The 21,839-nt window shown below is 59.7% G+C and carries 24 protein-coding genes and 1 tRNA gene; 7 read left to right on the forward strand and 18 right to left on the reverse strand.

The features are described from left to right. Positions 1 to 51 precede the first annotated feature (51 nt). Genes yajC through queA form a run of 3 tightly spaced genes read right to left on the reverse strand, consistent with a single transcriptional unit; the run spans position 52 to position 2,604 of the window. On the reverse strand, positions 52 to 390 hold the full coding sequence (gene yajC, locus AACY36_RS06235; RefSeq protein ID WP_003175975.1) for a preprotein translocase subunit YajC: 339 nt from the start codon (positions 388 to 390) through the stop codon (positions 52 to 54). Between the two features lie 43 nt (positions 391 to 433). Beyond that, on the reverse strand, positions 434 to 1,549 hold the full coding sequence (tgt, locus tag AACY36_RS06240; RefSeq protein WP_339420694.1) for a tRNA guanosine(34) transglycosylase Tgt: 1,116 nt from the start codon (positions 1,547 to 1,549) through the stop codon (positions 434 to 436). 5 nt (positions 1,550 to 1,554) lie between these two features. Then, complete coding sequence (queA, locus tag AACY36_RS06245; RefSeq protein ID WP_339496822.1) at positions 1,555 to 2,604, reverse strand: tRNA preQ1(34) S-adenosylmethionine ribosyltransferase-isomerase QueA; 1,050 nt, start codon at positions 2,602 to 2,604, stop codon at positions 1,555 to 1,557. 108 nt (positions 2,605 to 2,712) lie between these two features. On the opposite strand from queA, the gene AACY36_RS06250 reads away from it, so the two are divergent. Continuing rightward, positions 2,713 to 2,797, forward strand: a tRNA-Leu gene (locus AACY36_RS06250). A 194-nt stretch (positions 2,798 to 2,991) separates the two neighbouring features. On the opposite strand, the gene AACY36_RS06255 is transcribed toward AACY36_RS06250, so the two are convergent. From AACY36_RS06255 to AACY36_RS06295, 9 genes are read right to left on the reverse strand one after another with little or no spacing between them, the layout of a single operon-like run. Continuing rightward, positions 2,992 to 4,068: a protein-glutamate methylesterase/protein-glutamine glutaminase gene (locus AACY36_RS06255; RefSeq protein ID WP_339420646.1), complete on the reverse strand. Its 1,077-nt coding sequence runs from the start codon at positions 4,066 to 4,068 to the stop codon at positions 2,992 to 2,994. After that, entirely contained in the window at positions 4,031 to 4,564 is a 534-nt protein-coding gene (cheD, locus tag AACY36_RS06260; protein ID WP_339420647.1) for a chemoreceptor glutamine deamidase CheD, read from the reverse strand. The genes AACY36_RS06255 and cheD overlap by 38 nt, the downstream gene beginning before the upstream one ends. Continuing rightward, positions 4,561 to 5,370: a CheR family methyltransferase gene (locus AACY36_RS06265; RefSeq protein ID WP_339420648.1), complete on the reverse strand. Its 810-nt coding sequence runs from the start codon at positions 5,368 to 5,370 to the stop codon at positions 4,561 to 4,563. Before AACY36_RS06265 ends, cheD begins: the two co-directional genes overlap by 4 nt. Before the next feature lie 9 nt (positions 5,371 to 5,379). Next, on the reverse strand, positions 5,380 to 5,919 hold the full coding sequence (locus AACY36_RS06270; protein ID WP_339420649.1) for a chemotaxis protein CheW: 540 nt from the start codon (positions 5,917 to 5,919) through the stop codon (positions 5,380 to 5,382). Positions 5,920 to 5,958: 39 nt separating this feature from the next. Further along, a complete protein-coding gene (locus tag AACY36_RS06275; protein ID WP_339420650.1) occupies positions 5,959 to 7,617 on the reverse strand; it encodes a methyl-accepting chemotaxis protein in 1,659 nt (552 codons plus the stop codon). 29 nt (positions 7,618 to 7,646) lie between these two features. Continuing rightward, positions 7,647 to 9,686: a chemotaxis protein CheA gene (locus AACY36_RS06280; protein ID WP_339427493.1), complete on the reverse strand. Its 2,040-nt coding sequence runs from the start codon at positions 9,684 to 9,686 to the stop codon at positions 7,647 to 7,649. A 40-nt stretch (positions 9,687 to 9,726) separates the two neighbouring features. Then, positions 9,727 to 10,014, reverse strand: a complete 288-nt coding sequence (locus tag AACY36_RS06285; protein ID WP_339420652.1) for an STAS domain-containing protein — start codon at positions 10,012 to 10,014, stop codon at positions 9,727 to 9,729. A 23-nt stretch (positions 10,015 to 10,037) separates the two neighbouring features. After that, complete coding sequence (locus AACY36_RS06290) at positions 10,038 to 10,406, reverse strand: response regulator (RefSeq protein WP_058423391.1); 369 nt, start codon at positions 10,404 to 10,406, stop codon at positions 10,038 to 10,040. Between the two features lie 9 nt (positions 10,407 to 10,415). Further along, positions 10,416 to 11,627: a methyl-accepting chemotaxis protein gene (locus tag AACY36_RS06295; RefSeq protein WP_339420653.1), complete on the reverse strand. Its 1,212-nt coding sequence runs from the start codon at positions 11,625 to 11,627 to the stop codon at positions 10,416 to 10,418. A 238-nt stretch (positions 11,628 to 11,865) separates the two neighbouring features. Between AACY36_RS06295 and AACY36_RS06300 the strand changes: the two genes are divergently transcribed. Then, positions 11,866 to 12,246 (forward strand): cupin domain-containing protein, encoded by a 381-nt coding sequence (locus tag AACY36_RS06300; protein WP_339420655.1) that lies wholly within the window; start codon positions 11,866 to 11,868, stop codon positions 12,244 to 12,246. Between the two features lie 89 nt (positions 12,247 to 12,335). Here AACY36_RS06300 and AACY36_RS06305 read toward each other — a convergent pair whose 3' ends face one another. Beyond that, positions 12,336 to 12,770, reverse strand: a complete 435-nt coding sequence (locus AACY36_RS06305) for a hypothetical protein (RefSeq protein WP_339420656.1) — start codon at positions 12,768 to 12,770, stop codon at positions 12,336 to 12,338. Between the two features lie 147 nt (positions 12,771 to 12,917). On the opposite strand from AACY36_RS06305, the gene AACY36_RS06310 reads away from it, so the two are divergent. Further along, positions 12,918 to 13,247 carry a hypothetical protein gene (locus AACY36_RS06310; protein WP_339435966.1) on the forward strand — a complete coding sequence of 110 codons (330 nt, stop codon included), beginning with the start codon at positions 12,918 to 12,920 and terminating at the stop codon, positions 13,245 to 13,247. Positions 13,248 to 13,253: 6 nt separating this feature from the next. On the opposite strand, the gene AACY36_RS06315 is transcribed toward AACY36_RS06310, so the two are convergent. Further along, positions 13,254 to 13,889, reverse strand: a complete 636-nt coding sequence (locus AACY36_RS06315) for a LysE family translocator (RefSeq protein ID WP_339420658.1) — start codon at positions 13,887 to 13,889, stop codon at positions 13,254 to 13,256. 206 nt (positions 13,890 to 14,095) lie between these two features. Next, the gene (locus tag AACY36_RS06320) at positions 14,096 to 14,356 is read right to left on the reverse strand and encodes a hypothetical protein (protein ID WP_339420659.1); all 261 of its coding nucleotides are present in this window, start codon (positions 14,354 to 14,356) and stop codon (positions 14,096 to 14,098) included. 145 nt (positions 14,357 to 14,501) lie between these two features. On the opposite strand from AACY36_RS06320, the gene AACY36_RS06325 reads away from it, so the two are divergent. After that, entirely contained in the window at positions 14,502 to 14,972 is a 471-nt protein-coding gene (locus AACY36_RS06325) for a hypothetical protein (RefSeq protein ID WP_339420660.1), read from the forward strand. A gap of 3 nt (positions 14,973 to 14,975) precedes the next feature. On the opposite strand, the gene AACY36_RS06330 is transcribed toward AACY36_RS06325, so the two are convergent. The 3 genes from AACY36_RS06330 to AACY36_RS06340 all read right to left on the reverse strand — a co-directional run bounded on the left by AACY36_RS06330 (position 14,976) and on the right by AACY36_RS06340 (position 18,085). Continuing rightward, on the reverse strand, positions 14,976 to 15,542 hold the full coding sequence (locus AACY36_RS06330; protein WP_339420661.1) for a hypothetical protein: 567 nt from the start codon (positions 15,540 to 15,542) through the stop codon (positions 14,976 to 14,978). Positions 15,543 to 15,614: 72 nt separating this feature from the next. Continuing rightward, positions 15,615 to 17,705, reverse strand: a complete 2,091-nt coding sequence (locus tag AACY36_RS06335; protein WP_339496824.1) for a hypothetical protein — start codon at positions 17,703 to 17,705, stop codon at positions 15,615 to 15,617. Next, the gene (locus tag AACY36_RS06340) at positions 17,702 to 18,085 is read right to left on the reverse strand and encodes a c-type cytochrome (RefSeq protein WP_339420663.1); all 384 of its coding nucleotides are present in this window, start codon (positions 18,083 to 18,085) and stop codon (positions 17,702 to 17,704) included. Before AACY36_RS06340 ends, AACY36_RS06335 begins: the two co-directional genes overlap by 4 nt. 178 nt (positions 18,086 to 18,263) lie before the next feature. On the opposite strand from AACY36_RS06340, the gene AACY36_RS06345 reads away from it, so the two are divergent. From AACY36_RS06345 to AACY36_RS06355, 3 genes are all read left to right on the forward strand, one after another. Next, entirely contained in the window at positions 18,264 to 18,644 is a 381-nt protein-coding gene (locus AACY36_RS06345) for a response regulator (protein ID WP_339420664.1), read from the forward strand. 195 nt (positions 18,645 to 18,839) lie between these two features. Beyond that, positions 18,840 to 19,454, forward strand: coding sequence for a biliverdin-producing heme oxygenase (locus AACY36_RS06350; protein WP_339420665.1), 615 nt, complete (start codon positions 18,840 to 18,842; stop codon positions 19,452 to 19,454). Continuing rightward, a complete protein-coding gene (locus AACY36_RS06355) occupies positions 19,451 to 21,694 on the forward strand; it encodes an ATP-binding protein (RefSeq protein ID WP_339420666.1) in 2,244 nt (747 codons plus the stop codon). Before AACY36_RS06350 ends, AACY36_RS06355 begins: the two co-directional genes overlap by 4 nt. Positions 21,695 to 21,839 lie beyond the last annotated feature (145 nt).

Here is a 21,839-nt window from a genome sequence, read left to right on the forward strand (position 1 = left end):
CTTATAACGCGGGGCGCCTTGCGCGCCCCGTCGATTGGTAAAGGTTGTTACTTAGATCGCTTTGAGCGTGCCTTTTGGCAGCGTGGCAGCGATGGCGCCCTTCTGGAACTTCATTTCTACGGTGTCGGAGACTTCCAGAACCACGAAAGCATCGGAAACCTTGGTGATCTTGCCAGCGATGCCGCCGGTGGTCACAACTTCGTCACCTTTCTGCAGGCTGCCCAGCAGGTTCTTCTGCTCTTTGGCGCGCTTGGCCTGTGGACGCCAGATCATCAGGTAGAAGATGACCAGGAAGCCGACCAGGAAAATCCACTCGAAACCACCGCCCATAGGGCCGGCAGCAGCAGGCGCAGCGGCGTCAGCCATGGCGTTAGAGATAAAAAAGCTCATTTAGCACTCCAGTTGCAAATAGTGAATCTTAGGATCGGAAAACTCAGTCCAAAGGCGGCACAGGGAGCCCGCGCTTGGCATAGAAGGCATCGACGAAGGCGGCCAATGTACCCTGTTGAATAGCCTCGCGCAAACCAGCCATCAGGACTTGGTAGTGACGCAAATTGTGGATGGTATTCAACATGCTACCCAGCATTTCCCCGCACTTGTCCAGATGGTGCAGATAAGCCCGGGAGAAGTTCTGGCAGGTGTAGCAATCACAGGTGGGATCCAGCGGCGAATCATCATGGCGATGGAACGCGTTACGGATCTTCAGCACGCCTGTATCAATGAACAGATGCCCATTGCGGGCATTTCGGGTTGGCATCACGCAATCGAACATGTCCACACCGCGGCGCACACCCTCTACGAGATCTTCCGGTTTGCCAACGCCCATAAGGTAACGAGGTTTTTCAGCGGGCATCAGGCCCGGCAGGTAATCCAGTACCTTGATCATCTCGTGCTTGGGCTCGCCCACCGACAAACCGCCGATTGCCAGGCCGTCAAAGCCGATCTTGTCGAGGCCTTCCAGCGAGCGTTTGCGCAAGCTTTCATGCATACCGCCCTGGACGATACCGAACAGCGCCGCCGTGTTGTCGCCGTGGGCATTCTTCGAACGCTGGGCCCAACGCAACGACAACTCCATGGAGGTCCGCGCGACGTCTTCATCAGCCGGGTACGGCGTGCACTCGTCAAAAATCATCACGATGTCGGAGCCCAGGTCGCGCTGCACCTGCATCGACTCTTCCGGCCCCATGAACACCTTGGAACCGTCCACCGGCGAGGCGAAGGTCACACCCTCCTCCTTGATCTTGCGCATGGCGCCCAGGCTGAACACCTGGAAACCACCGGAGTCAGTGAGGATCGGGCCTTGCCACTTCATGAAGTCATGCAGGTCGCCATGCTTCTTGATCACTTCCGTGCCCGGGCGCAGCCACAGGTGAAAGGTGTTGCCGAGGATGATCTCGGCGCCGGTGGCGACGATGTCGCGCGGCATCATGCCTTTAACGGTGCCGTAGGTACCAACCGGCATGAAAGCTGGGGTCTCCACGGTGCCACGCGGGAAGGTCAGGCGACCACGACGGGCCTTGCCATCGGTGGCCAACAATTCAAACGACATACGACTCATGATTGTTCCTCTGGGCCGCGCGGCGCCGGATTGCGGGTGATAAACATCGCATCACCGTAGCTGAAAAAACGGTACTCGTTAGCGATGGCGGCTTGATAAGCGGCCATGGCTTCCGGGTAACCGGCAAATGCCGACACCAGCATCAACAGCGTGGATTCCGGCAAATGAAAGTTGGTCACCAGGCAATCGACCACATGGAACGGCCGGCCTGGGTAAATAAAGATATCGGTGTCGCCACTGAACGGCTTGAGCACGCCACCACGCGCCGCACTCTCCAGCGAACGCACGCTGGTGGTACCCACCGCCACCACTCGCCCGCCGCGCGCCTTGCACGCGTTAACCGCGTCGACGACGCCTTGGCTGACTTCCAGCCACTCGCTGTGCATATGGTGGTCTTCGATGTTATCCACACGCACCGGCTGAAACGTACCGGCCCCCACGTGCAGGGTCACATAAGCCGTCTCGACGCCCTTGGCGGCAATCGCATCCAGCAGCGGCTGGTCGAAATGCAGCCCGGCCGTCGGCGCAGCCACGGCGCCAGGGCGTTGGGAGTACACCGTCTGATAGCGCTCGCGGTCCGCGTCTTCGTCGGGGCGATCTATATAAGGCGGCAACGGCATATGGCCGACGCGCTCCAGCAATGGCAACACTTCTTCGGCAAACCTGAGCTCGAACAGCGCATCATGACGCGCCACCATCTCGGCTTCGCCACCGCCATCGATCAAGATGACCGAGCCCGGTTTCGGCGACTTGCTGGAGCGCACATGGGCCAGCACACGATGGCTGTCCAGCACCCGCTCCACCAGAATTTCCAGCTTGCCGCCGGAAGCTTTCTGGCCAAACAGCCGCGCCGGAATTACCCGGGTATTGTTGAACACCATCAGATCGCCTGGGCGCAAATGCTCAAGCAAATCAGTGAATTGACGGTGTGCGAGGGCACCGCTCACCCCGTCCAGGGTCAGCAGTCGACTGGCGCGACGCTCGGCCAAAGGGTGGCGAGCGATCAGCGAATCAGGGAGCTCAAAAGTAAAGTCAGCAACGCGCATGATGGGGTTCGTCTAGCAGGGCCGGGAAGTCTAGCGGAAATAGTGAAAATTGACCATGAAACGTGATTGACCAACGGTAATCTCATCTCTATACTTCGCCGCCATTGAGCCCTGATGGCGGAATTGGTAGACGCGGCGGATTCAAAATCCGTTTTCGAAAGAAGTGGGAGTTCGATTCTCCCTCGGGGCACCATCTTAAAAAAAGACCTTGAAATTCAAGGTCTTTTTTTTCGCCTGTAGAAAAGTGGCTTGTCGGCGGAATAACGACTCACCTCCCATCCCACACCTGAAACACGGTCCACTGTGGGCGCTGGCTTGCCTGCGATAGCGATAGCGCCAACATCCTCAAACCACCTGCCTACACACCCGCCACGTAACCCTGCCCCCTCACTTATGCAGGATCGCCCGATAAATATCCTCCAGCGCCATGATGCGCTGAGCGGCGTTGAGCTTGATGGCTTCCTTGGGCATGCCGAACACCACGCAACTGGCTTCATCCTGGGCGACCGTGGCGGCCCCGGCCTCGAGCATTTCCTTGAGCCCGCGCGCGCCGTCGTCGCCCATGCCCGTCATGATGATGCCGGTGGCATTCCTGCCGGCGAACCGGGCCACTGAACGAAATAGCACATCCACGGAAGGCCGATGGCGGTTGACCAGCGGTCCATCGATAACCTGAGCGTGATAATAGGCACCGCTGCGGGTGACCATCAGGTGCTTGCCGCCAGGGGCGATCAGGGCCAGGCCAGGCAGGATACGGTCGTTGTTGCGCGCTTCGCGCACCTCGATCTCGCACACGCTGTTGAGACGCTCGGCGAACGAAGCGGTGAACTTCTCGGGCATGTGCTGCACGATCACCATACCCGGGCACACTCGCGGCAGTGCCGTCAGCACGGCTTCCAGCGCTTGAGTGCCGCCGGTGGAGGTGCCGATGGCGACGATACGCTCGGTGGTCTGGGCCATGGCATGGCCATTGGCGGCGGGCAGGATCGCATCGGCACTGAGCTTGCTGGGTGGGGTCATTGGCGGACTGACGCTGCGCTTTCCCAGGTTCCTGACGTTGGAGTTCGCTGCGGCCCGGATCGCTGCCACCAACTCGGCCGCCGACTCAATCAGGAAACTCTTTAAGCCGGTTGAGGGCTTGGTGATGATTTCCACCGCACCCGCCGACAGCGCCTGCAGGGAGGTTTCCGCGCCTTTCTGGGTCAGCGACGAACAGATCACCACCGGCGTCGGCCGCTCGCTCATGATTTTCTTGAGAAACGTGATGCCGTCCATGCGCGGCATTTCGACGTCCAGCACGATCACATCCGGCCATTCCCGGGCGAGTTTGTCCATGGCGAAAATCGGGTCGGAAGCCGCCCCCATGACGTGGATATCCGGCGTGTCGCTGAGAATCGCCAGCAGTACCTGGCGCACCACGGCCGAATCATCGACCAGCAACACACTGATTTTTTTGGTAGGCATCTTCTTTAACTATTCCCATTGGTTGGTGCCGAACCCAGACGTTGCCGTTCCACAGGTCGAACATGATCGTGCGGTAACCGGTACTGCCCATGTCCTGGGCGGTCAGGTGCAGGTGATAGCGCTCGGCCAGGGCCAGTGCCGCGCGAACATTCAGGCTGGCCACGTCCTGCGTCGGCAGGCGGCGCTGCAAATCAGGAAACATCTCGCCGCCGCCGAACAACTTGACCTGGTAATCACGTGCATGCGTGCCATTGATCTTTGCGTGGCGCAGCAGCAGTTCCAAGGCTTCGTCGGCGTACCTGCCATCCAGGGGCTGATGATTGCGCAGGCGCCCCGGCAGCATGAAGTGACACATGCCGCCGATCCGCAGTTGCGGATGCCAAAAGGTGATCGCCACGCAGGAGCCGAGCAAGGTACGCAGGCGCGTCGGCTGCGTCGCAAAGCTGACTTGGCCAGGTGCCAATACCACTTCGGTCGTACCGACAGGCTTTTTCATGGCTTGCGGTAAATCGATGGCGCCACCAGCTTCAAGGTGTCATTGACACCGTGGAGGCTTTCGGAGTGACTGATGATCAAGTAACCACCGGATTTGAGCAGCGGCAGCAGGCGCGCGACCACCTGGCGCTTGGTCTGCTGATCGAAATAAATCATCACGTTGCGCAGGAAGATCACCTCGAACTCCCCCAGGGCCGGCAGCGCTTCGTTAAGGTTGACCTGGACAAAATTGACGCGGCTGCGCAAGGCCTTGTCGATCAAGACGGTGCCCTCCTGGCGCCCCATGCCCTTGAGGCAGTACTTGACCAGCAGCGGCTGGGGCAAGGTCTCGATGCGCTCCATTGAGTAATGCCCTGTGCGGGCCTTGGCCAGCACCTGGGAGCTGATGTCCGAGCCGATCACTTCCCAGGGCGTGGTGCCGAGACTTTCGGCCAGGGTCATCGCCAGGCTGTAGGGCTCTTCACCTGTGGAACTGGCCGCGCTCCACACGCGAAACATCCGGCCCGGCGTGGCCTGGGGTAGCACGTGCTGACGCAGGAAGTCGAAGTGCTTGGGCTCGCGAAAAAAATAGGTTTCGTTGGTGGTCAGCAAATCCAGCGCAACCTGCAGTTCGCCCTTGCGCTGGTCATTCATGATCAGCTTGAAATACTCACCATAGCTCTGCAGCTCATAGTGCTTGAGGCGCTTGAACAGGCGACCGGCCACCAAGGCTTTCTTGGCCGGCGACAGGTTGATGCCGGCCGCGCGGTACAGCCAGGTCTGGAACTGACCGAATTCACGATCGTCGATGGAGACGGTGTCTGACATGATCGAGCCTCAACGCGGGTCGAGGTCAGGGGCTGGCGCCTGGCCGGCCTCGGCGAGGCTGGACATCTCGTCGATGGACAGCACCTTGTCCACTTCCAGCACGATCACGAATTTGCCGTCGACCTTGGCCATGCCACTGATGAAATCCGCGCGAATTCGCGCACCGAAGCTCGGTGGCGGTTCGATCTGCGTGGTCGGGATCTCCTGCACGGCAGACACCGTATCGACCAGCAGCCCGATGTCCTGTGGCTGGCCGTCCTCGGTACTCGCCTCGATGATGATCACGCAGGAGCGCCGGGTGATCGCTGAGTTGGCCCGACCAAAGCGCGCCGACAAGTCCACCACCGGCACCACTGCGCCGCGCAGGTTGATTACCCCGCGCACGAAAGCGGGCATCATCGGCACCACGGTCAGGCTACCGTATTCGATAATTTCCTTGATCCCCAGGATGCCGATGGCGAACATTTCGCCGCCCAGCATGAAGGTCAGGTACTGCGCATCCTCATCGACCGCCACCGCGGTCTGCCGAGTCGTCATTACTGCGCCCATGTCACTACTCTCCCTTGTAGGCCCGCATCGATCGTGCGATCAGAAGCGGGTGAAATCCGATTCGTCCGGGGCACTGGCCATGGTGTAGGCGAAGGCCTTGCGCGGCGCCGTTGGTTTAGTGCGTGGCGGCTGACGGTTGGGCGTGCTGCCGGGGCCGTCCACGCTGTTGCTTTGCACCGCGGCCTTGGACGCTGAATCCAGCACGAAGAAACTCATGGCCTGTTGCAGTTGCTCGGCCTGGCTGCTCATTTCTTCGGCCGTGGCCGCCAGTTCCTCGCTGCTCGAGGCGTTTTGCTGGGTCACTTGGTTGAGCTGGGTCATCGCCGTGTTGATCTGGGCGACACCGGCGGCCTGCTCTTCGGACGCCGCACTGATTTCCTGCACAAGGTCGGACGTCTTGTTGATGGAAGGCACCATTTCGTCGAGCAACTTGCCGGCTTTCTCGGCCATGTCCACGCTGCTGGAAGACAGTTCCCCGATTTCCTGGGCGGCCACCTGGCTGCGTTCGGCCAGCTTGCGCACTTCGGCGGCTACCACGGCGAACCCCTTGCCGTGCTCGCCGGCGCGGGCGGCCTCGATGGCGGCATTGAGCGCGAGCAGATTGGTCTGGTAGGCGATGTCATCGATGATGCTGATGCGCTGGGCGATTTTCTTCATCGCCACCACCGTCTGCTGTACCGATTCGCCGCCCTCGGTGGCTTCCTTGGCAGCTTTGCTGGCCATGCCATCGGTGACCTTGGCGTTTTCGGTGTTTTGGTTGATGCTGGCGCTCATCTGCTCGACCGACGCACTGGTTTCCTCGACACTGGCGGCCTGCTCACTGGTGGCCTGGCTCATCGATTGCGCGGTGGCGCTGACCTGCTCGGAGGCGCTGGCGAGGTTATCGGAGGCGTTACGCACTTCGCCGATGATATGTGCCAGCTTGCCGACCATGTTGCGCATGGCGTTGAGCACCATGCCGGTTTCATCTTTGCCACCTGGCTCGATGTGCGCGTTAAGGTTGCCTTCGGCCAATTGCTCGGCGGCACTCGCCGCCTGGCGCAATGGGCGGGAAATGATCCGCGCGATGAATATCGCCAGGCCCAGACCGATCAACAGGGACGCGACCAGTACCGCGATGATCGACACGCGTGAGCTTTCATACAGCACCGTGCCCGTATCACCCGCGGCAGTCGCGCCGGCGTCATTGAGCTCGACCATTTTCTGCAGGCGGTTGGTCACCTCATCGAAATGCCCTTTGGATTCCCCCATGAGCAAACTGCGCGCCTGAGCCTCCTGGTTCTGGCGGGAAAACTCCAGGACCTGCTTGCTGGTCGCAATGTAGGTGTCCCATGCGCTTTTCACGCTGAGCAGCAGTTGACGATCGTTATCGTTCGACACCAATTGCTCGTAGGTCTGCATGCGGGTTTCGAACTGCTGGCGCGCCTCGCTGGCTTCGCGTTCGGCCTGGGCCTTTTCTTCGGCCATCTCGTTACCGATGTGGCGGTATTCTTTCAAGCGATAGTTGGCGGCATAAAAACGCATGCCTGCCGCTGCGCGCATGGAGGGCATCCAGTTGCTCTTGATGTCCTGGGCGGCATGGTTGACGGCACCGAGTTGAAGGATAGCGAAGCCGCCCATGGCCCCGGTGAGCGCCAGTACCACCAGGAACGAACTGATCAGCTTGGTGGAAATTTTAAGATCGTAGAACCATTTCATCGGAGAACCTCCATGGAATTGCAAAGACATCAGCGGGCGACGACCGGTGGCGACTGAGGCGCCAGGGACGTGCGGGCTTCCACTTGTACGATTTGATTGAGCAGTGCCGGTACATCCAGGATCAGGGCCACCGCGCCGCTGCCCAGGATGGTCGAGCCACTGATACCGCGCAGTGCGCCGAATAGCTTGCCCAGGGGTTTGATCACGGTCTGAAACTCACCGAGCAGGTCATCCACCACCAGCCCGGCCTTATGCTCGGCGTAGCGCACCACCACCACATTCTGGCGTCGGGCAACGGGGCCTTCATGGCTGAAGTGGTCACGCAGGTGCACCAACGGCAACACCTCGCCACGCAGGTCCAGATAGCCCGTGTCGCGGCTGGACTGGCGCTGGTGTTCATCCAGCTCGATACATTCCTGGACCATGTCCAGGGGAATCACGTAGGTGGATTGGTCGATGCCGACCAGGAACCCATTGATGATCGCCAGGGTCAGCGGCAAGCGAATGCGCACCACGGTGCCCTGGCCGGGACGGCTGTCGAGGTCGACGGTGCCGCGCAACAAGGTGATATTGCGCTTGACCACGTCCATGCCGACGCCGCGCCCGGACAGGTTGGTCACGGCCTCGGCGGTGGAGAACCCCGCTTCGAAGATCAGGTTGTAGATCTCCTGGTCGGTGAGCACAGCGCCGCTGGCCACCAGCCCGCGTTCCTGGGCTTTTTCCAGAATGCGGTCGCGGTTGAGCCCGGCGCCGTCATCGGCGATTTCGATGACGATGCTTCCGGAGTCGTGGTAAGCATTGAGGCTCAGATGGCCCTTGCTCGACTTGCCCGCCGAACGTCGCACATCGGCGCTTTCGATACCGTGGTCCATGGCGTTGCGCAGCAGGTGCATCAGCGGGTCGCCGATCTTCTCTACCACGGTCTTGTCCAGCTCGGTTTCCGCGCCGCTGATGATCAGCTCGATGTCCTTACCCAGTTCCTGGCTGACATCGCGCACCACGCGGCGGAAGCGGTTGAACGTGTCGCCGATGGGTATCATGCGCAGGTGCAGGGCGCCATCGAGGATCTCTTCCACCAGCCCCGACACCGTCGAGGTGGCCTCCTGCAGCGGGTCGTTGTTACAGGAACGCGCCAACAGGCTTGCGCCGGCGCTGGCGATCACCAATTCGCCGACCAGGTTGATCAACTCGTCGAGCTTGTCGGCGTTGACCCGCACATAACTGCCGTCGCGGGTTTTCGCCTCGCTGTTCGCCGGCAGGCGCTGGGGCGAGGCGGGAGCCGGACCTTGCTCGGCTTGTGCGATCAAGTCAATGCCGATGGCGACGCTGCTTTCCGGCGTTTCGTCGACCGCGCGGATGTGCACGTCACAGTCGTCGCGCACGAAGTCGAACACTTCGTTGAGCGTGGCATGGCTGGCCGTCGACCGCAGGTCGATCTCGAAGCCCAGGTAGCAGCTTTCCGGGTCCCAGCTCTCCAGGGCAGGGATGTTGTCGGTCAGGGTGGTGACCTGCACCATGTGCCCCAGCGTATCGAGGTAACGCAGGAACGACAGCGGGTCCATGCCATTACGGAACACCTCCACGCCAAAGCGCAGAGAAATATGCCAAAGCACTTCGGCCCCCGGGTCGTCGTCCACCGCAGCAGGTACGACGTCGGCAGTGGCGGTGCGCAGCGGCTGATAGTCGCTCAGCGCCTCGCGCAAGGTCTCACCGCGCTCCAGCGCGGCTGGGGTCGGCGCCTCACCGCGGCTGGCAATCACGTCGATCAGTTCAAGCATATGGTCGCCGCACTTGAGCAGCAGCGCGATTAAGGCAGCGTCCACTGCCACACTGCCGTCGCGTAGGCGGTCGAGCACGTCTTCGACGATATGCGTGAACCCCACGATCGGCGCGAGGCCGAACAATCCGGCGGAACCCTTGATGGTGTGCGCGGCGCGGAAAATCGCGCCGATGGCATCCTGGTCGCCGGGGTCGCTTTCCAACTGCAGCAGGGATTGCTCCATGGCCTGCAGCAGTTCGCGGGCCTCGACGATGAAGGTCTGCAGTGCCTGATCGAGATTGATGCTCACCTGGACTTTCCTTGTCGATCAATGAACGGGACAGTGCCGATTAAAGCGCGGCGCTGCGACACAGTTGGAGCGCCTGCATGACCGCCTGGCTCTGGCCGGTCACACTCAAGGCGGTGCCGGCAATGCCGGCTTCACGCTGGATGACTGCCAGCAACTGCAGGCCGGCACCGTCCACCTCCGTGACCTGCGACAGGTCCAGGTCCAGGCGCGGCGCGGCGCCCATCTGCGGCAACAACGCGCCCGCCAGCTCAGCGACGGTGTAGATCGTGAGTTCGCCGTCGATGCCCACGTGGGCGGTGTCGTCGATGGTTTCGTGAGTGATCGGCATGTAGGCCTCCCTGGCGCCGGGTGTCAGGGCAAGATCAATTTAGAGACCGCCGCCAGCATCTGCGCCGGCTGGAACGGCTTGACCACCCACGCCTTGGCGCCCGCGGCCTGGCCTTCGGCCTTCTTCGATTCCTGAGACTCGGTGGTCAGCATGATGATCGGGGTGAACTTGTAGTTGGCCAGCTTCTTGACCTCCTTGACGAAGGTGATGCCATCCATGTTAGGCATGTTCACGTCGCTGATGATCAGGTGCACTTTTTGCCCGGTCAGCTTGTTCAGGGCGTCCTTGCCGTCACTGGCCTCGATCACGTCGTAACCGGCGCTTTTCAAGGCGATGCCAACCACTTGCCGCACGCTGCTGGAGTCGTCGACCACTAATACATTCTTCGCCATGATGCGCTCCTAAAAGAAAGTGATGTCTTGAGAATTCTGTTGCACAGCCGCCTCGCCATGATGGAGGCGCCGTTGCTCATCGGTGGCGTAGGTGGTTTCCATGCGCGCCAGCCATTGGCGGGCGTCGATGGCCAGCGGCTGGTCCGGGGTCTGGTTGGCCTGCACGAGATGGTCATGCAGGGCGTGCATGTTGTCGCGCACGTGACTGAGGATCTGGCTGACCCGGTCCTGGAATTGCAAGTTGACCAACACCTCGGTCATCTCATCCCGAATGCCGTAGCTTTCCTGCTTGAGCAGGTCGGCAGATTCGGCCAGGCGCCCAGTGATGCTCTGAAAACGTGTGAGCACCACTTGAATACTGTTTTCGGACTCGGCCACAGAATGGCTGTCCTGGTCGGCGCTGCTGGACGCTGCCTGCACCAATTGAGTAATGGCGTTATTGATGATGTCGACCTTGGCCGACATCTGCTGGCCCGTTTCACTGGACTTGCTCGACAGGCTGCGCACCGCATCGGCCACCACCGCGAAGCCGCGACCGGCCTCACCGGCACGCGCCGCTTCGATGGCCGCGTTGAGGGCCAGCAGGTTGGTTTGTGCGGCAATCGCCGCCACATCAGCGGCCATGGTGCGCAGTTCGCCCGTGTAGGCGGTCAGGCTGCGCACCTGAGCCAGGGTCTGATCACGGCTGGTTTGAGTGGCCTTGAGCGAATTGATCACCTGGCTCAACTCGCTGTCACTGCGCGCCAGCACCTCTAGCGCGCCGTCGGCGGCCTGCCCGTCCAGCTCACCGGCCGCGTGCTGCGACGCTTGTACCGTTTCTTGCAAGCGCGTGGCGATCCCGGTGAAACGATTCGCCAGGCTCACAATCGCTTCTTCGGTCTGATGGCGCGAGCTTTCCACCTGCTTGGCCCAGATCGGCATGGCGCCCAGCAACACCTCATCGAGCTGTGCACGGGAGGCCATGCCGTTAGGCGCGTCCGAACTTGGCTGGCCTGCCTGCCCCTGCGCAATCGCGCGCTCCATTGCGTTGCGCTGTGAAGCCGCGCTCCACGCACAGGCCCCCAAGCCCATCATCACCAGTGCCGCGCAGGCCAGCAGATTGGCTGTCGAGGTGGATTGCACGAGTATCCACAAAACGGCCGGCAAGACTGGGATCAAGGCGAACCAACGGAAACGAGGATAAGCGGGAAGGTGCATACGGCTGGATGAGCGCTGGGGCATGAGTTCGATCCTTGAACAGTGTTGCGGCTGTAAACGACATAGAGTTTATCCGCTCTTTACGCCGCAACTTTAGGTCTGGTGTATGCCTTCCGTCTGGTTTATGACCGATGTGTGACTGAGCAGGACGTTAAGTGTAGGCGACGCCAGCCGACACGCTCAGACTGCTTGCAGAATCGTACAAGCGCCCTCGCCCCCTCGTTCGCTAACCTGACGACTCTTATCCAGCAGAGTATCCGTCATGCCTCAGCCGCAGCCCCCGACAAAACCTATAAATCTCACCCAAAAAGCCGACCTGATCGACCAGCAATGGAGCCCACGCGTCGTCGCCGAAATGAACGACTACCAGTTCAAAGTAGTACGCATCGAAGGCGAGTTCATCTGGCACTCCCACCCCGAAACCGACGAAGCCTTTCTGGTACTCGAAGGCACCCTGCGTATCGACCTGCCAGACGGCCCGGTCTATGTCGCACCAGGTGAGCTGTACGTGGTCCCTCGTGGCGTAGAGCACCGCACCGCCGCCGAAGGCGAGGCCAAGCTGATGATGATCGAGCCACGGGGCATCTTGAATACCGGGCATGAAGGTGGGGAGCGTACGGCTGTGAATGACCAGTGGATCTGAGGCTGGCCTCGCCCGCTCGCTCACACCACTTACCGTGGCCGCCTTGAACAGGTCGAGACGCGGCCGCCCTGGCCGAGCGGCCGGTTGGGTTATTTCAGCAAGGCAATCAGTGTGCAGGCCACCATGATCACCAGCGCCGGCCACTGCATCGGCATGAAAAAGAAGTGGTGGCGGACGCCATCGGCGTGCGGCTGTCGGTTCAGTGCAAAGCCGAGCACGGCGTTGATCGCCGACCCCGCCCCGAAGCCGATCAACACCTGCATCAGCGATGTGTTGCCGGGTTTGACGCTGGGGTCGGGCCACAGCCACATCAATAGCAGCACCATCGACACCGGTGTAAACAACGTCAGCCAGCCTGCGCCACGATAAATCATCGATCCATAGGCCGGCTTAAGCCAGCTCGCGTTTCTGTGGATGCTCGGGTGAGAAGTGACTGCATGCGTGTTTGCGTCCTTGTAATGGGTTGAGCCTTGCACCGCCTCCGTCTGGTGGCCGGGTGCATTTGGCACGGCGAGTTGCAACATAGCCATTTAGTATCGTTGCTCGGGCGGATGACATTGCGTTGGCGGGTCCTGACCCGTTCGCGGCATGGGGTCTTTTTTTTCATGCGCAGAACAGTGATCATCGCCCTCCCCCACTTCCCCCCAAAAAAACACCGAGGAACCGAAACCATGGAATTGACGCTGGAAGCGGTTGCGCTTTTTGCACTGAAGCTGGTGCACGAGACGGACGGTGGCAGCCCGGTTTTGCGGGATGATCCGGTGATGGATCGGTATGACCGGGAAGTGTTCGGGTTGTTGGTGCGGCAGGGGGATCTGGTCGTTATTCAATCCAAACTCGCGGAATGTGTTGATCAAGCACTTGAGGCATTGGGCGGGACCGATACGGTGATGGGTCGCGAGCTGCAACGGTTGGCGAGTGATGTGCAAAACGCGGCTCAGTTGGATGAACTGCGCGGGCCACTGACCCACCTGCAGGATTACCTCAAAGACATCCAGTGAGGCACCCTACCGCCGCCCTTCAACCGCCATCCGCACCGCCAGCCCCATCAGCACAGATCCCATCAGCCAGCGCTGCACCACCTGCCAACCCGGCCGGGCAACGAAAAACACCGCGATCGAACCCGCCATGGCCGCAATCGCCGCATTGACGCTCACGCTGATAAAAATCTGCGTAAAGCCCAGTACCAGGGATTGCATCAACACGCTGCCATGACCGTTCGGGTCGATGAACTGCGGCAGCAACGACAAATACATCACCGCCACCTTGGGGTTGAGCAGGTTGGTCACCAGGCCCATGGTGAACAGCTTGCGCGGGCTGTCCTTGGGCAGATCCCGCACCTGGAACGGCGAACGCCCACCCGGCCGGATCGCCTGCCAGGCCATGTAGGCCAGGTACAACGCCCCGCCAAAGCGCAGCGCGTCATAGGCAAACGGCACTGCCATGACCAGGGCCGTGATGCCCAAGGCGGCGCACAACATATAAACCAGAAACCCCAACGCCACGCCGCCGAGGGAAATCAACCCGGCCGTGCGGCCCTGGCAGATCGAACGGGAAATGAGGTAAATCATGTTCGGACCGGGCGTGAGCACCATGCCGAGTGAAATCAGCGCATAGGCCAGCCAACTGGACAGTTCAGGCATTGTTGGGCTCCTGGGGTGTTCGTTTGTCGACGCGAAACATTTGGCCAAGGTTGTCGGCTTGGCCCCCATGGTAGGGCGTTCAAAATGCGCGCGTTAGATACAGATCCGCGAGCAAAACGGCATACACCCACGAGGCAGGACATGATCGAAACAAACGAAAATCGAAATATTCGAAACACTGCCATCGACCGATTCCGACTCAGCCTCTACTTCCGCTTAGTCAGCTCATCACCCCGTCTCCTGCGATACCAACCGACCCCACCCACCACCGCCCCGACAACCACTACGCCATTCCCCACCAACCAGGTTCCAAAATTCCGATTCTGGTCCGCATCCCCGTCATAAAACGGCCCAAAATACGCCGATATAGCCACTACCACCCCGTTAAACACCCCAAGCGCCACCGCAACCACCAGCACAACAAACATCAACGCCTTAACCACCTTCAGGCGACCTTCCAAAACCATATCTCCCTGGACTCGTTATAATCCGAAAACGTCCCTTCAATCGAAAACCCTAGTTGAATACGCGGATAGCTCAACCAATCCGTTAACCGCCGTCCGTTCCAAAGGTCAACCTTTAAGGCAGTGAAAGAAAACAATGAGGCCATCCATGCAAAAGCCCCTCCTCTATCGCTCGGTCAACACCCGAACCCATGGCGTGCGCCACGGCAGTTGTCGCGCCTACCGGTATGAGCGGCACACCAAAAGCGAAAAAAACAAACCATCAAATCGCGGTTCGATGCACAGCCATCAACGACACGGCTTTGATTACACCCCGCTATACCGCTTTCTCCTCTCCAAAGTCGGCCACCCATGGGATCAGGTGTTCAGCGAAGCCAACGCCCGCCTGGATCGTCCGGATCCGGTGTTCTGGATGGTCGCGCTACATGAAAGCGACAAGCAGGACTACGTCAGAACGGATGAGAATAGCTACTACAGCGGCTTGTATATCGACGAGGACGGCCTGCTGCAAAAGGTCAACCCACAGCTGACGCCCGAGCAGATGCCCTCCTTCTGCAACTGCTGCACCCACACCCTCAACGGTGTGGTATGCCCGCAGGGTCTACCGCACCACGGCTAACCCTCAACCCGACTTAACCCCACTCCCCGCCTCAGCCACCGGTACCCGATTCGCCGGATCCGTCACGTCATACACATGCTGCTCACACCCCGAGCCCTTGAATTGGAATTCCACCAGATACACTTTTGCCTTCTCCGGGCGGAACGTATTTATCTCCGGCCCGCAGGTGTAGTAGTAACCGGTGCGGGTGTCGTTCGCGTAACCCGATACAGTGAGTTTCTTGCCGGGGTCGGCCTGGATTTCCAGTTGTGGAAAACGCTTGAGCGTGGCGCTGGCGACGGTTTGGTTGAGCTTGGCGATCCAGTTGAAGACCTTGCCTTCGCCGGTGTCCATCACCTTGCCGAGGGCTTCCATGCGTGAGTCGGGGTCGCCTTCGCGGCTGATCGAGAAGTCGACGGCGGGAGTGCCGCCACTGGACTTCATGATGACCTTGGCGTGTTCCGCATCCACAGCCACGGTTTTCTGGCGAAACTGAATGCCGTCCTTGAGCAGGCTGGGCGATGAGTCGCGTTGGTTGGATTGGCAGGCGCCCAGGGCCAGGGCGATGGAGAGCAGCGCGACTCGCTTCACGGGGGATGTCCTTATCGAATGAGGGTGATGAAGAGACTAGGGTTCACTGGGAATGTTCCACACTTTGTCACCTTAAATTTTGCGCAGCTTGCCGCCTGAAACCGACTGCGCTACAGCCAATTGTTCCTCGAAGCTGAAACCTGAAAGCTCGTAGAACAGACTCCGCACCGGCTGAGCCTGCTCGCCCCGCAGGGGGTACCGGTGCAGACGGGGCTGGGCCATGGCTCGGTAAATCCTGATCAAGGCCGGGCTCGCAGCATAACCTGCGAACTCACGCTGTGCGCCTTCGACATCGTTATACAGGGCATACCCGTAGTCGTACGCGGTATCGGAGTCCGCACGCCCTCCAAACCGAACTTCGCCATCCTTGAGAAAATGCCTGAGCAAGTGGGCGTCCAGAATGGGCACGTCGTCACATGCAAAACCGGCGTGGTAAGGACCACTGACGATCACCAGCGGCAGCACAGTGACTGCGGACGCGTCGCTGAGGTGAGGAAAATACTGGCTGCAAAATGCCCCCAGTGCTTGCTGAATATGTTGGGCTTTTCGGCGCGCCTGGCGGGTTTTATGGGTGATGCCATTGTTATCGGAAAAATCATTGTGGTAATCCAGCGGCGTTATCGGTGCTCGCCGACTGCGCAGTTCGCACACCACCAGCAGCCTGCCAAACGAGAACACCAGGTCGATCTCCTCGACAACGTTGGACGTTCCTCTGAACTTAACCGCCCCCAACCACTTCAAGTCCGCCATGATCGGGTTGGTTCTGCGACAATCTTCCAACACCGCGAGCAGGTAACGTTCAAACAATCGTCCGCGCTGCTTGCCTTTGGGGTCGATGATGTTGAGCCAGATATCAAAATTCCTGGAGATGCTGGCCGTCAACGGCGCACTGATCGGAATCAGCACGTCGTCATCCACCTTCACCAACGGTCGCGACCACAGGTCATGCTGCAGGCTCTTGGCCTCATAAATGAGCAGATCAATGGCCGCATCGACCTGTTCAGACGCGAGCCCAGTGCACTCTGCAAGCCGCGCCGCAAGCGTTTCACGGGAGAACCGCGGACACAGCTTGAGCAGATCTTCCCACTGCTGCGGCGCAGACATCTGAGCATAGTGTTCTTTAAGTTGAGCCGCGATCACCGAAAGGTGCAGCCAGATATGCAGCAGGTTCTGGCACTCGATACTTTTTATAGCGGGCTCGGGAGAAGCATCGAACAAAGGATGCAGGTACTCGTCGATCATGTAATACGGCGACAGGTACGCATAAAGCGCGGCTGTCTGGACGCTGTCGCTTAATTCAGACCACTTGCCGATCGACAACGCGCCAGTGCCGGCGCATTTGATATAGCGCTGCCCCCCAAGCTGAGGCGCATAGGTTTGGCGGCCCTGCTGAATTTCACCGGAAATTCTCAGACCGTTGGTACCGTTGTGGTGATCACGGCGGTATTCATAAATCACTTTGACCAGATCCAGATGCTCCGACGCAGACGAGAGTAGAACGCCTTTGGAATCGGCAAAAAACTCCATGCCGCCGTACAACAACTCCTGCCAGATTTTTTTGAAACTATGGGTCAGTTGCACCAAATCGCTTTCATAGGCAAAAAAGTTGATAGCACTGAGCATATGCGGGCAATTGTCGGGGAACAGCACACGCAAGTCATGGCGGTTTTGATACAGATCCCAGATCGGCCCGCAGAGCGAATCCAGGCGCAACATATTGAGATGATCCGGTGGCAGGCCGGACTCACCGTTAGTCAACGAAGATCGGAATGAAAGGTGCTCTTCAAGGGACGCTACCGGGTTGGCCTTGACGGCCTGCAGCGCCTCGGCGGCCATTGCGCAGAAGAAGTGATTGGCCGCCCCGATATGTGCGCTGATCAGCGCGTCATATGTCAGCGGCTCATTTGTACTGAACGAATAGTGCAGACGGCTGCTCTGCACCCGTTTAAATTGGCTGTTCAACCAGCGTGCACCTTCCAGAAAGCCTCTTTCGAGGCTGTGCCCTGGATAAAGCGCCTGATACTTTGCAATCCAATCGTTGATGTCGAACTCGTCGAGCATCGCGGGGTGCGCCAGCTGTTTGTTGCGGGCGAGCTTGAGCAGTTGCCGGTCCATCAGCGTGCCTCTGGGTTTTGTAAGGTGGCGCCCGTAGGCTTCGATCACTTGGGCTGGAAGGTTTCCAGGTACGCCAGGATGTTCTCGATTTTTTCCTGATCACTAATGCCCCAGAAGATCATCCGCGTACCACTTACCACCTTCTTCGGCGCCTCGATGTAGGCGGCGAGTTTGTCCCGGGTCCAGACCACACCGGAGTTTTTCATCGCATCGGAATACTGATAGTCAGTGGTAATCCCCGCAGGTCGGCCGATGATGCCGTTGAGTTCAGGGCCGAAACCACCGCGTGCGCCCTCGCCGACACTGTGGCAGCCGCCGCAGGTCTTGGTGAAAAGTTTGCCGCCAGCTTCGGCGTCGCCCGCAGCATAGGTCAGGGGGCTGGACATACCAGCGGCAAGAATCAGCGCCAGTGAGGCGGTATATTTCATAGGGTGCTCCACATCGAGTGCTGCTGGCAGCAACGGTGGTGCAATTATGCCTGCTAGCCAGCCCAGTGCACCAAACCGTGCCACAACATGACCATCCATCGGCAAAAAACCTTTGCATCGAAACTCTTACATTCCTGACCCACTCCACCTTATGAACCCTGATGGTGGAGTAACGATCATGGCTCAGCCATCGATATTAGTATTGGAAGACGACGAAATCATTCGGACGTTGATGGTGGATGTACTGGAAGATTTTGGGGCGGTCGTGACGTCATTTCCTTCGGCGGATGAGGGAATGATTTATTTGGAGCGCGAGGATGACCCGGTGCACCTGATCGTCAGCGATGTGCAGATGCCAGGTTTGCTCAACGGTTATGACTTGAGCCGAGTGGTCGCGCATCGGTGGCCAACGGTGCCGGTGGTGTTGACGTCCGGAAACACCAGTATTGCAGCACAGCTAGGTGGGTCGGTCCGCTTCTTGCCCAAACCCTGGAGCACTGAGCACCTGATCGACTGTGTGCAAGCGGCGCTGACCCAGCAGGGGCTGCCCATGCATTGATGGCGTCGCGACATCATTTCAGCCGAACTTCACCGTATGCACTGTGGTCTCTGAATAAACAAGCAGTGACTTTTCTGATCCGCTGGTCAGCCTGTTCGCTTTGCGCGTAAATCTGCCCGCCATTAGTTGTGTAGAATTGTCGCCCATTTAAATGCGTCATTCATGGCCGAGAGGCCCACAGTTCGAGCTCACTGAATGCATTCACAGGCCCATGACGTTGGCGCGCCCTCTTTGCTGGAAACGTTGCGCACAGGTACAGCCCTGCTGCATATGACGTTGGAAAAGCGCCTGCCATTTTTCTCCGAGCGCATGGATGCCGATTGGTATCAGCGCTTATTGCAGGCGTATTACGGGTTTTATGGGCCAATGGAAGCGGCGCTGTACGAATGCGATTTGATCCCTGAAGGCTTCGACCAGGGGTTGCGTACGAAAACGCCGACGCTACTGAATGACCTCAACGCTCTGGGCTTGGATGAGCAGGCTATTGACGCCTTGCCCCGCTGCGCCAAACTCCCGACCCTCGACACCCCCGCCGCCTGCCTCGGTGCCCTGTACGTGCTGGAAGGCGCGACCCTCGGCGGCCAAGTGCTGCGCCGGGAAATGGCCCAGCGTCTGCACGTCAATGCCGACAACGGTGGCGCGTTTCTCGATGTATACGGTGCCGAGACAGGTCGGCGCTGGAAAGACTTTCTCGATTACCTGGGACGCCTGCCGCTGGATGCCCGCGCCAAACAGCGCGCGGTGGATGCTGCCCGTTCGACATTCAGCTGCTTTGAGCAATGGCTCGACAGCCAGGAGGTACTGCTATGAAAACCGAAGATTTTGAAGAGCTGCTTACCAACTGTGCCGACGAGCCCATCCGCTTTCCGGGTGCGATCCAACCCCACGGTGCGCTGCTGACGTTATCCGAGCCGGAGATGAATATCATCCAGGTCAGTGCCAACGTCGACACGTTGTTCGGGCACGCACCCGAAGCGCTGCTGGGCCAGCCGCTGCACACGCTGATAGGCACCGAGCACGCCAACGCCGTCGGCGCCATGGCCGAAAACAATACGTTTTTCGACGCTGCACCTCTGCACGTCACGCTCAACGGCGCGGAGTTCGAAGGCCTGCTGCACCGCCATCAGAATGTGCTGGTGCTGGAGTTCGAACCACGGGTCAAGGACTTCCGCCCACGGGCACTGAGCGGCCGCACCAGTGACCTGGGCAAAATGCTGCAGCGTTTGCAGTCGGCGAAAACCCTGCAAGCGCTGTACGAAATCAGCGTGACTGAAATCCAGGCCATGACCGGCTACGACCGCGTGCTGATCTACCGCTTCGAAGACGAAGGTCACGGCCAGGTGATCGCCGAAGCGTCGGCACCGTCCATGGAGCTGTTCAACGGGCTGTTCTTCCCCGCGTCCGACATCCCGGAGCAGGCCCGTGAGCTGTATCGCACCAATTGGTTGCGCATCATCCCGAACGCCGCCTACGAGCCGGTGCCGCTGTTGCCCAAGTTGCGCCCTGACTCCGACCAGCCCTTGGACCTGAGTTTCGCCACCCTGCGCAGCGTGTCTCCAATTCACTGCCAGTACATGCAGAACATGGGCGTGCTGTCGTCCATGAGCATCTCGCTGATGAAAGGCGACAAGCTTTGGGGGCTGATCAGCTGCGGCAACCGCGAACCGCTGATGGTGCCGAATGACCTGCGCACCGCCTGCCAGACTATCGGCCAGGTCTTGTCGTTGCAGATCAGCGCCATGGAGGCCTTGGACCTGACACGTCAGCGTGAAGAGAAAGTCGAGACCCTGACGCTGCTGGATCAAGCCATGAAAGCGTCGCAAGAAAGCGTGTTCGGGGGCCTGGCCCAGCAACCGCGCTTGCTGATGGACCTGACCGTGTCCGGCGGCGTCGCGATCATCGAAGACAAGCAACTGCGCTGCTATGGCAATTGCCCGGAACCAGCGCAGATCCGTGCGTTGCACAAATGGTTGCAGATGAGCAGCGAGCCGGTGTTCGCCAGTCATCACCTGGCGTCGGTGTATCCGCCGGCCTCCGAGTACCAGCAGGTGGCCAGCGGTGTCCTGGCCTTGAGCCTGCCGAAGCCGGTGGACAACGGTTTGCTGTGGTTTCGCCCGGAAGTCAAAGAGAACATCCACTGGAGCGGCGACCCAAAAAAGCCACTGAACCTGGAAAATTCCGACGCAGGCCTACGCCTTCGCCCACGTACCTCGTTTGAAATCTGGAAAGTCGAGATGGCTGGCATCTCCTCCAAATGGAGCCATGGCGACCTTTTCGCCGCCAACGACCTGCGTCGCTCGGCCCTGGAAAACGACCTGGCTCGCCAGGTACTGCGCGAACAACAAGCCGTGCGCGCCCGCGATGAGCTGGTGGCAGTGGTGTCACACGACTTGCGTAACCCGATGACGGTTATCTCCATGCTCTGCGGCATGATGCAGAACGCCTTCAGCTCCGATGGTCCCCACACCTCACGGCGGATTTCCTCGGCCATCGACACCATGCAACAGGCGACCGCGCGCATGAATGTGCTGCTGGAAGATTTGCTCGACACCTCGAAAATCGAGGCCGGACGCTATGTGGTCAAGCTGGTGGTGCTCGACGTGAGCCAGATGTTTGAAGAGGCCTACGCCCTGCTCGCACCGCTGGCGATGGAAAAAGGCATCGACCTGTCGTTCAACGCCGAGTCTGGCCTACTGATCAACGGCGACCCCGAGCGCCTGTTTCAGGTGCTGTCGAACCTGATCGGCAACGCCATCAAGTTTACCCCGCGCCAGGGCAACATCGGTATCAGCGCCATGAGCACCGACGACGCCATCGTCTTCTCGGTGCGCGACTCCGGTGAAGGCATTGCACCCGAGCACTTGCCTCACGTGTTCGATCGCTACTGGACCCAGGCGGAGAACAACCCGACCGGAAGCGGCCTGGGACTGTACATCACGCAAGGTATCGTGCAGGCCCATGGCGGCAGGATCGTTGCAGAAAGTGAATTGGGTCGTGGCAGTGAGTTCCGATTCACGGTGCCGAAGTTAATTGAAGTCTCGCCAACCTGACACGGTAAAACCGTGAGAGCGGCGGTGCGCCTCTGATGACGTCTGAAGCGCGTTTACCCACGTCAGTCATATCTTGCATCAGCGCGTTTATAGCTGGCCCGTTTCGCCCTCTATAAGGTTGGTCTCACTTCGCTCTCACAAGCGG

Source organism: Pseudomonas sp. EA_15y_Pfl1_P101 (assembly GCF_963970835.1).
GTDB classification, from domain to species: domain Bacteria; phylum Pseudomonadota; class Gammaproteobacteria; order Pseudomonadales; family Pseudomonadaceae; genus Aquipseudomonas; species Aquipseudomonas tritici.

Bases quoted from the DNA above. Each gene is read 5' to 3' on its own strand.
- yajC (WP_003175975.1), bottom strand. From the start codon at position 390: ATGAGCTTTTTTATCTCTAACGCCATGGCTGACGCCGCTGCGCCTGCT.
- tgt (WP_339420694.1), bottom strand. From the start codon at position 1,549: ATGTCGTTTGAATTGTTGGCCACCGATGGCAAGGCCCGTCGTGGTCGC.
- queA (WP_339496822.1), bottom strand. From the start codon at position 2,604: ATGCGCGTTGCTGACTTTACTTTTGAGCTCCCTGATTCGCTGATCGCT.
- AACY36_RS06255 (WP_339420646.1), bottom strand. From the start codon at position 4,068: ATGCCTACCAAAAAAATCAGTGTGTTGCTGGTCGATGATTCGGCCGTG.
- cheD (WP_339420647.1), bottom strand. From the start codon at position 4,564: ATGAAAAAGCCTGTCGGTACGACCGAAGTGGTATTGGCACCTGGCCAA.
- AACY36_RS06265 (WP_339420648.1), bottom strand. From the start codon at position 5,370: ATGTCAGACACCGTCTCCATCGACGATCGTGAATTCGGTCAGTTCCAG.
- AACY36_RS06270 (WP_339420649.1), bottom strand. From the start codon at position 5,919: ATGGGCGCAGTAATGACGACTCGGCAGACCGCGGTGGCGGTCGATGAG.
- AACY36_RS06275 (WP_339420650.1), bottom strand. From the start codon at position 7,617: ATGAAATGGTTCTACGATCTTAAAATTTCCACCAAGCTGATCAGTTCG.
- AACY36_RS06285 (WP_339420652.1), bottom strand. From the start codon at position 10,014: ATGCCGATCACTCACGAAACCATCGACGACACCGCCCACGTGGGCATC.
- AACY36_RS06290 (WP_058423391.1), bottom strand. From the start codon at position 10,406: ATGGCGAAGAATGTATTAGTGGTCGACGACTCCAGCAGCGTGCGGCAA.
- AACY36_RS06295 (WP_339420653.1), bottom strand. From the start codon at position 11,627: ATGCCCCAGCGCTCATCCAGCCGTATGCACCTTCCCGCTTATCCTCGT.
- AACY36_RS06300 (WP_339420655.1), top strand. From the start codon at position 11,866: ATGCCTCAGCCGCAGCCCCCGACAAAACCTATAAATCTCACCCAAAAA.
- AACY36_RS06305 (WP_339420656.1), bottom strand. From the start codon at position 12,770: ATGTTGCAACTCGCCGTGCCAAATGCACCCGGCCACCAGACGGAGGCG.
- AACY36_RS06310 (WP_339435966.1), top strand. From the start codon at position 12,918: ATGGAATTGACGCTGGAAGCGGTTGCGCTTTTTGCACTGAAGCTGGTG.
- AACY36_RS06315 (WP_339420658.1), bottom strand. From the start codon at position 13,889: ATGCCTGAACTGTCCAGTTGGCTGGCCTATGCGCTGATTTCACTCGGC.
- AACY36_RS06320 (WP_339420659.1), bottom strand. From the start codon at position 14,356: ATGGTTTTGGAAGGTCGCCTGAAGGTGGTTAAGGCGTTGATGTTTGTT.
- AACY36_RS06325 (WP_339420660.1), top strand. From the start codon at position 14,502: ATGCAAAAGCCCCTCCTCTATCGCTCGGTCAACACCCGAACCCATGGC.
- AACY36_RS06340 (WP_339420663.1), bottom strand. From the start codon at position 18,085: ATGAAATATACCGCCTCACTGGCGCTGATTCTTGCCGCTGGTATGTCC.
- AACY36_RS06345 (WP_339420664.1), top strand. From the start codon at position 18,264: ATGGCTCAGCCATCGATATTAGTATTGGAAGACGACGAAATCATTCGG.
- AACY36_RS06350 (WP_339420665.1), top strand. From the start codon at position 18,840: ATGCATTCACAGGCCCATGACGTTGGCGCGCCCTCTTTGCTGGAAACG.
- AACY36_RS06355 (WP_339420666.1), top strand. From the start codon at position 19,451: ATGAAAACCGAAGATTTTGAAGAGCTGCTTACCAACTGTGCCGACGAG.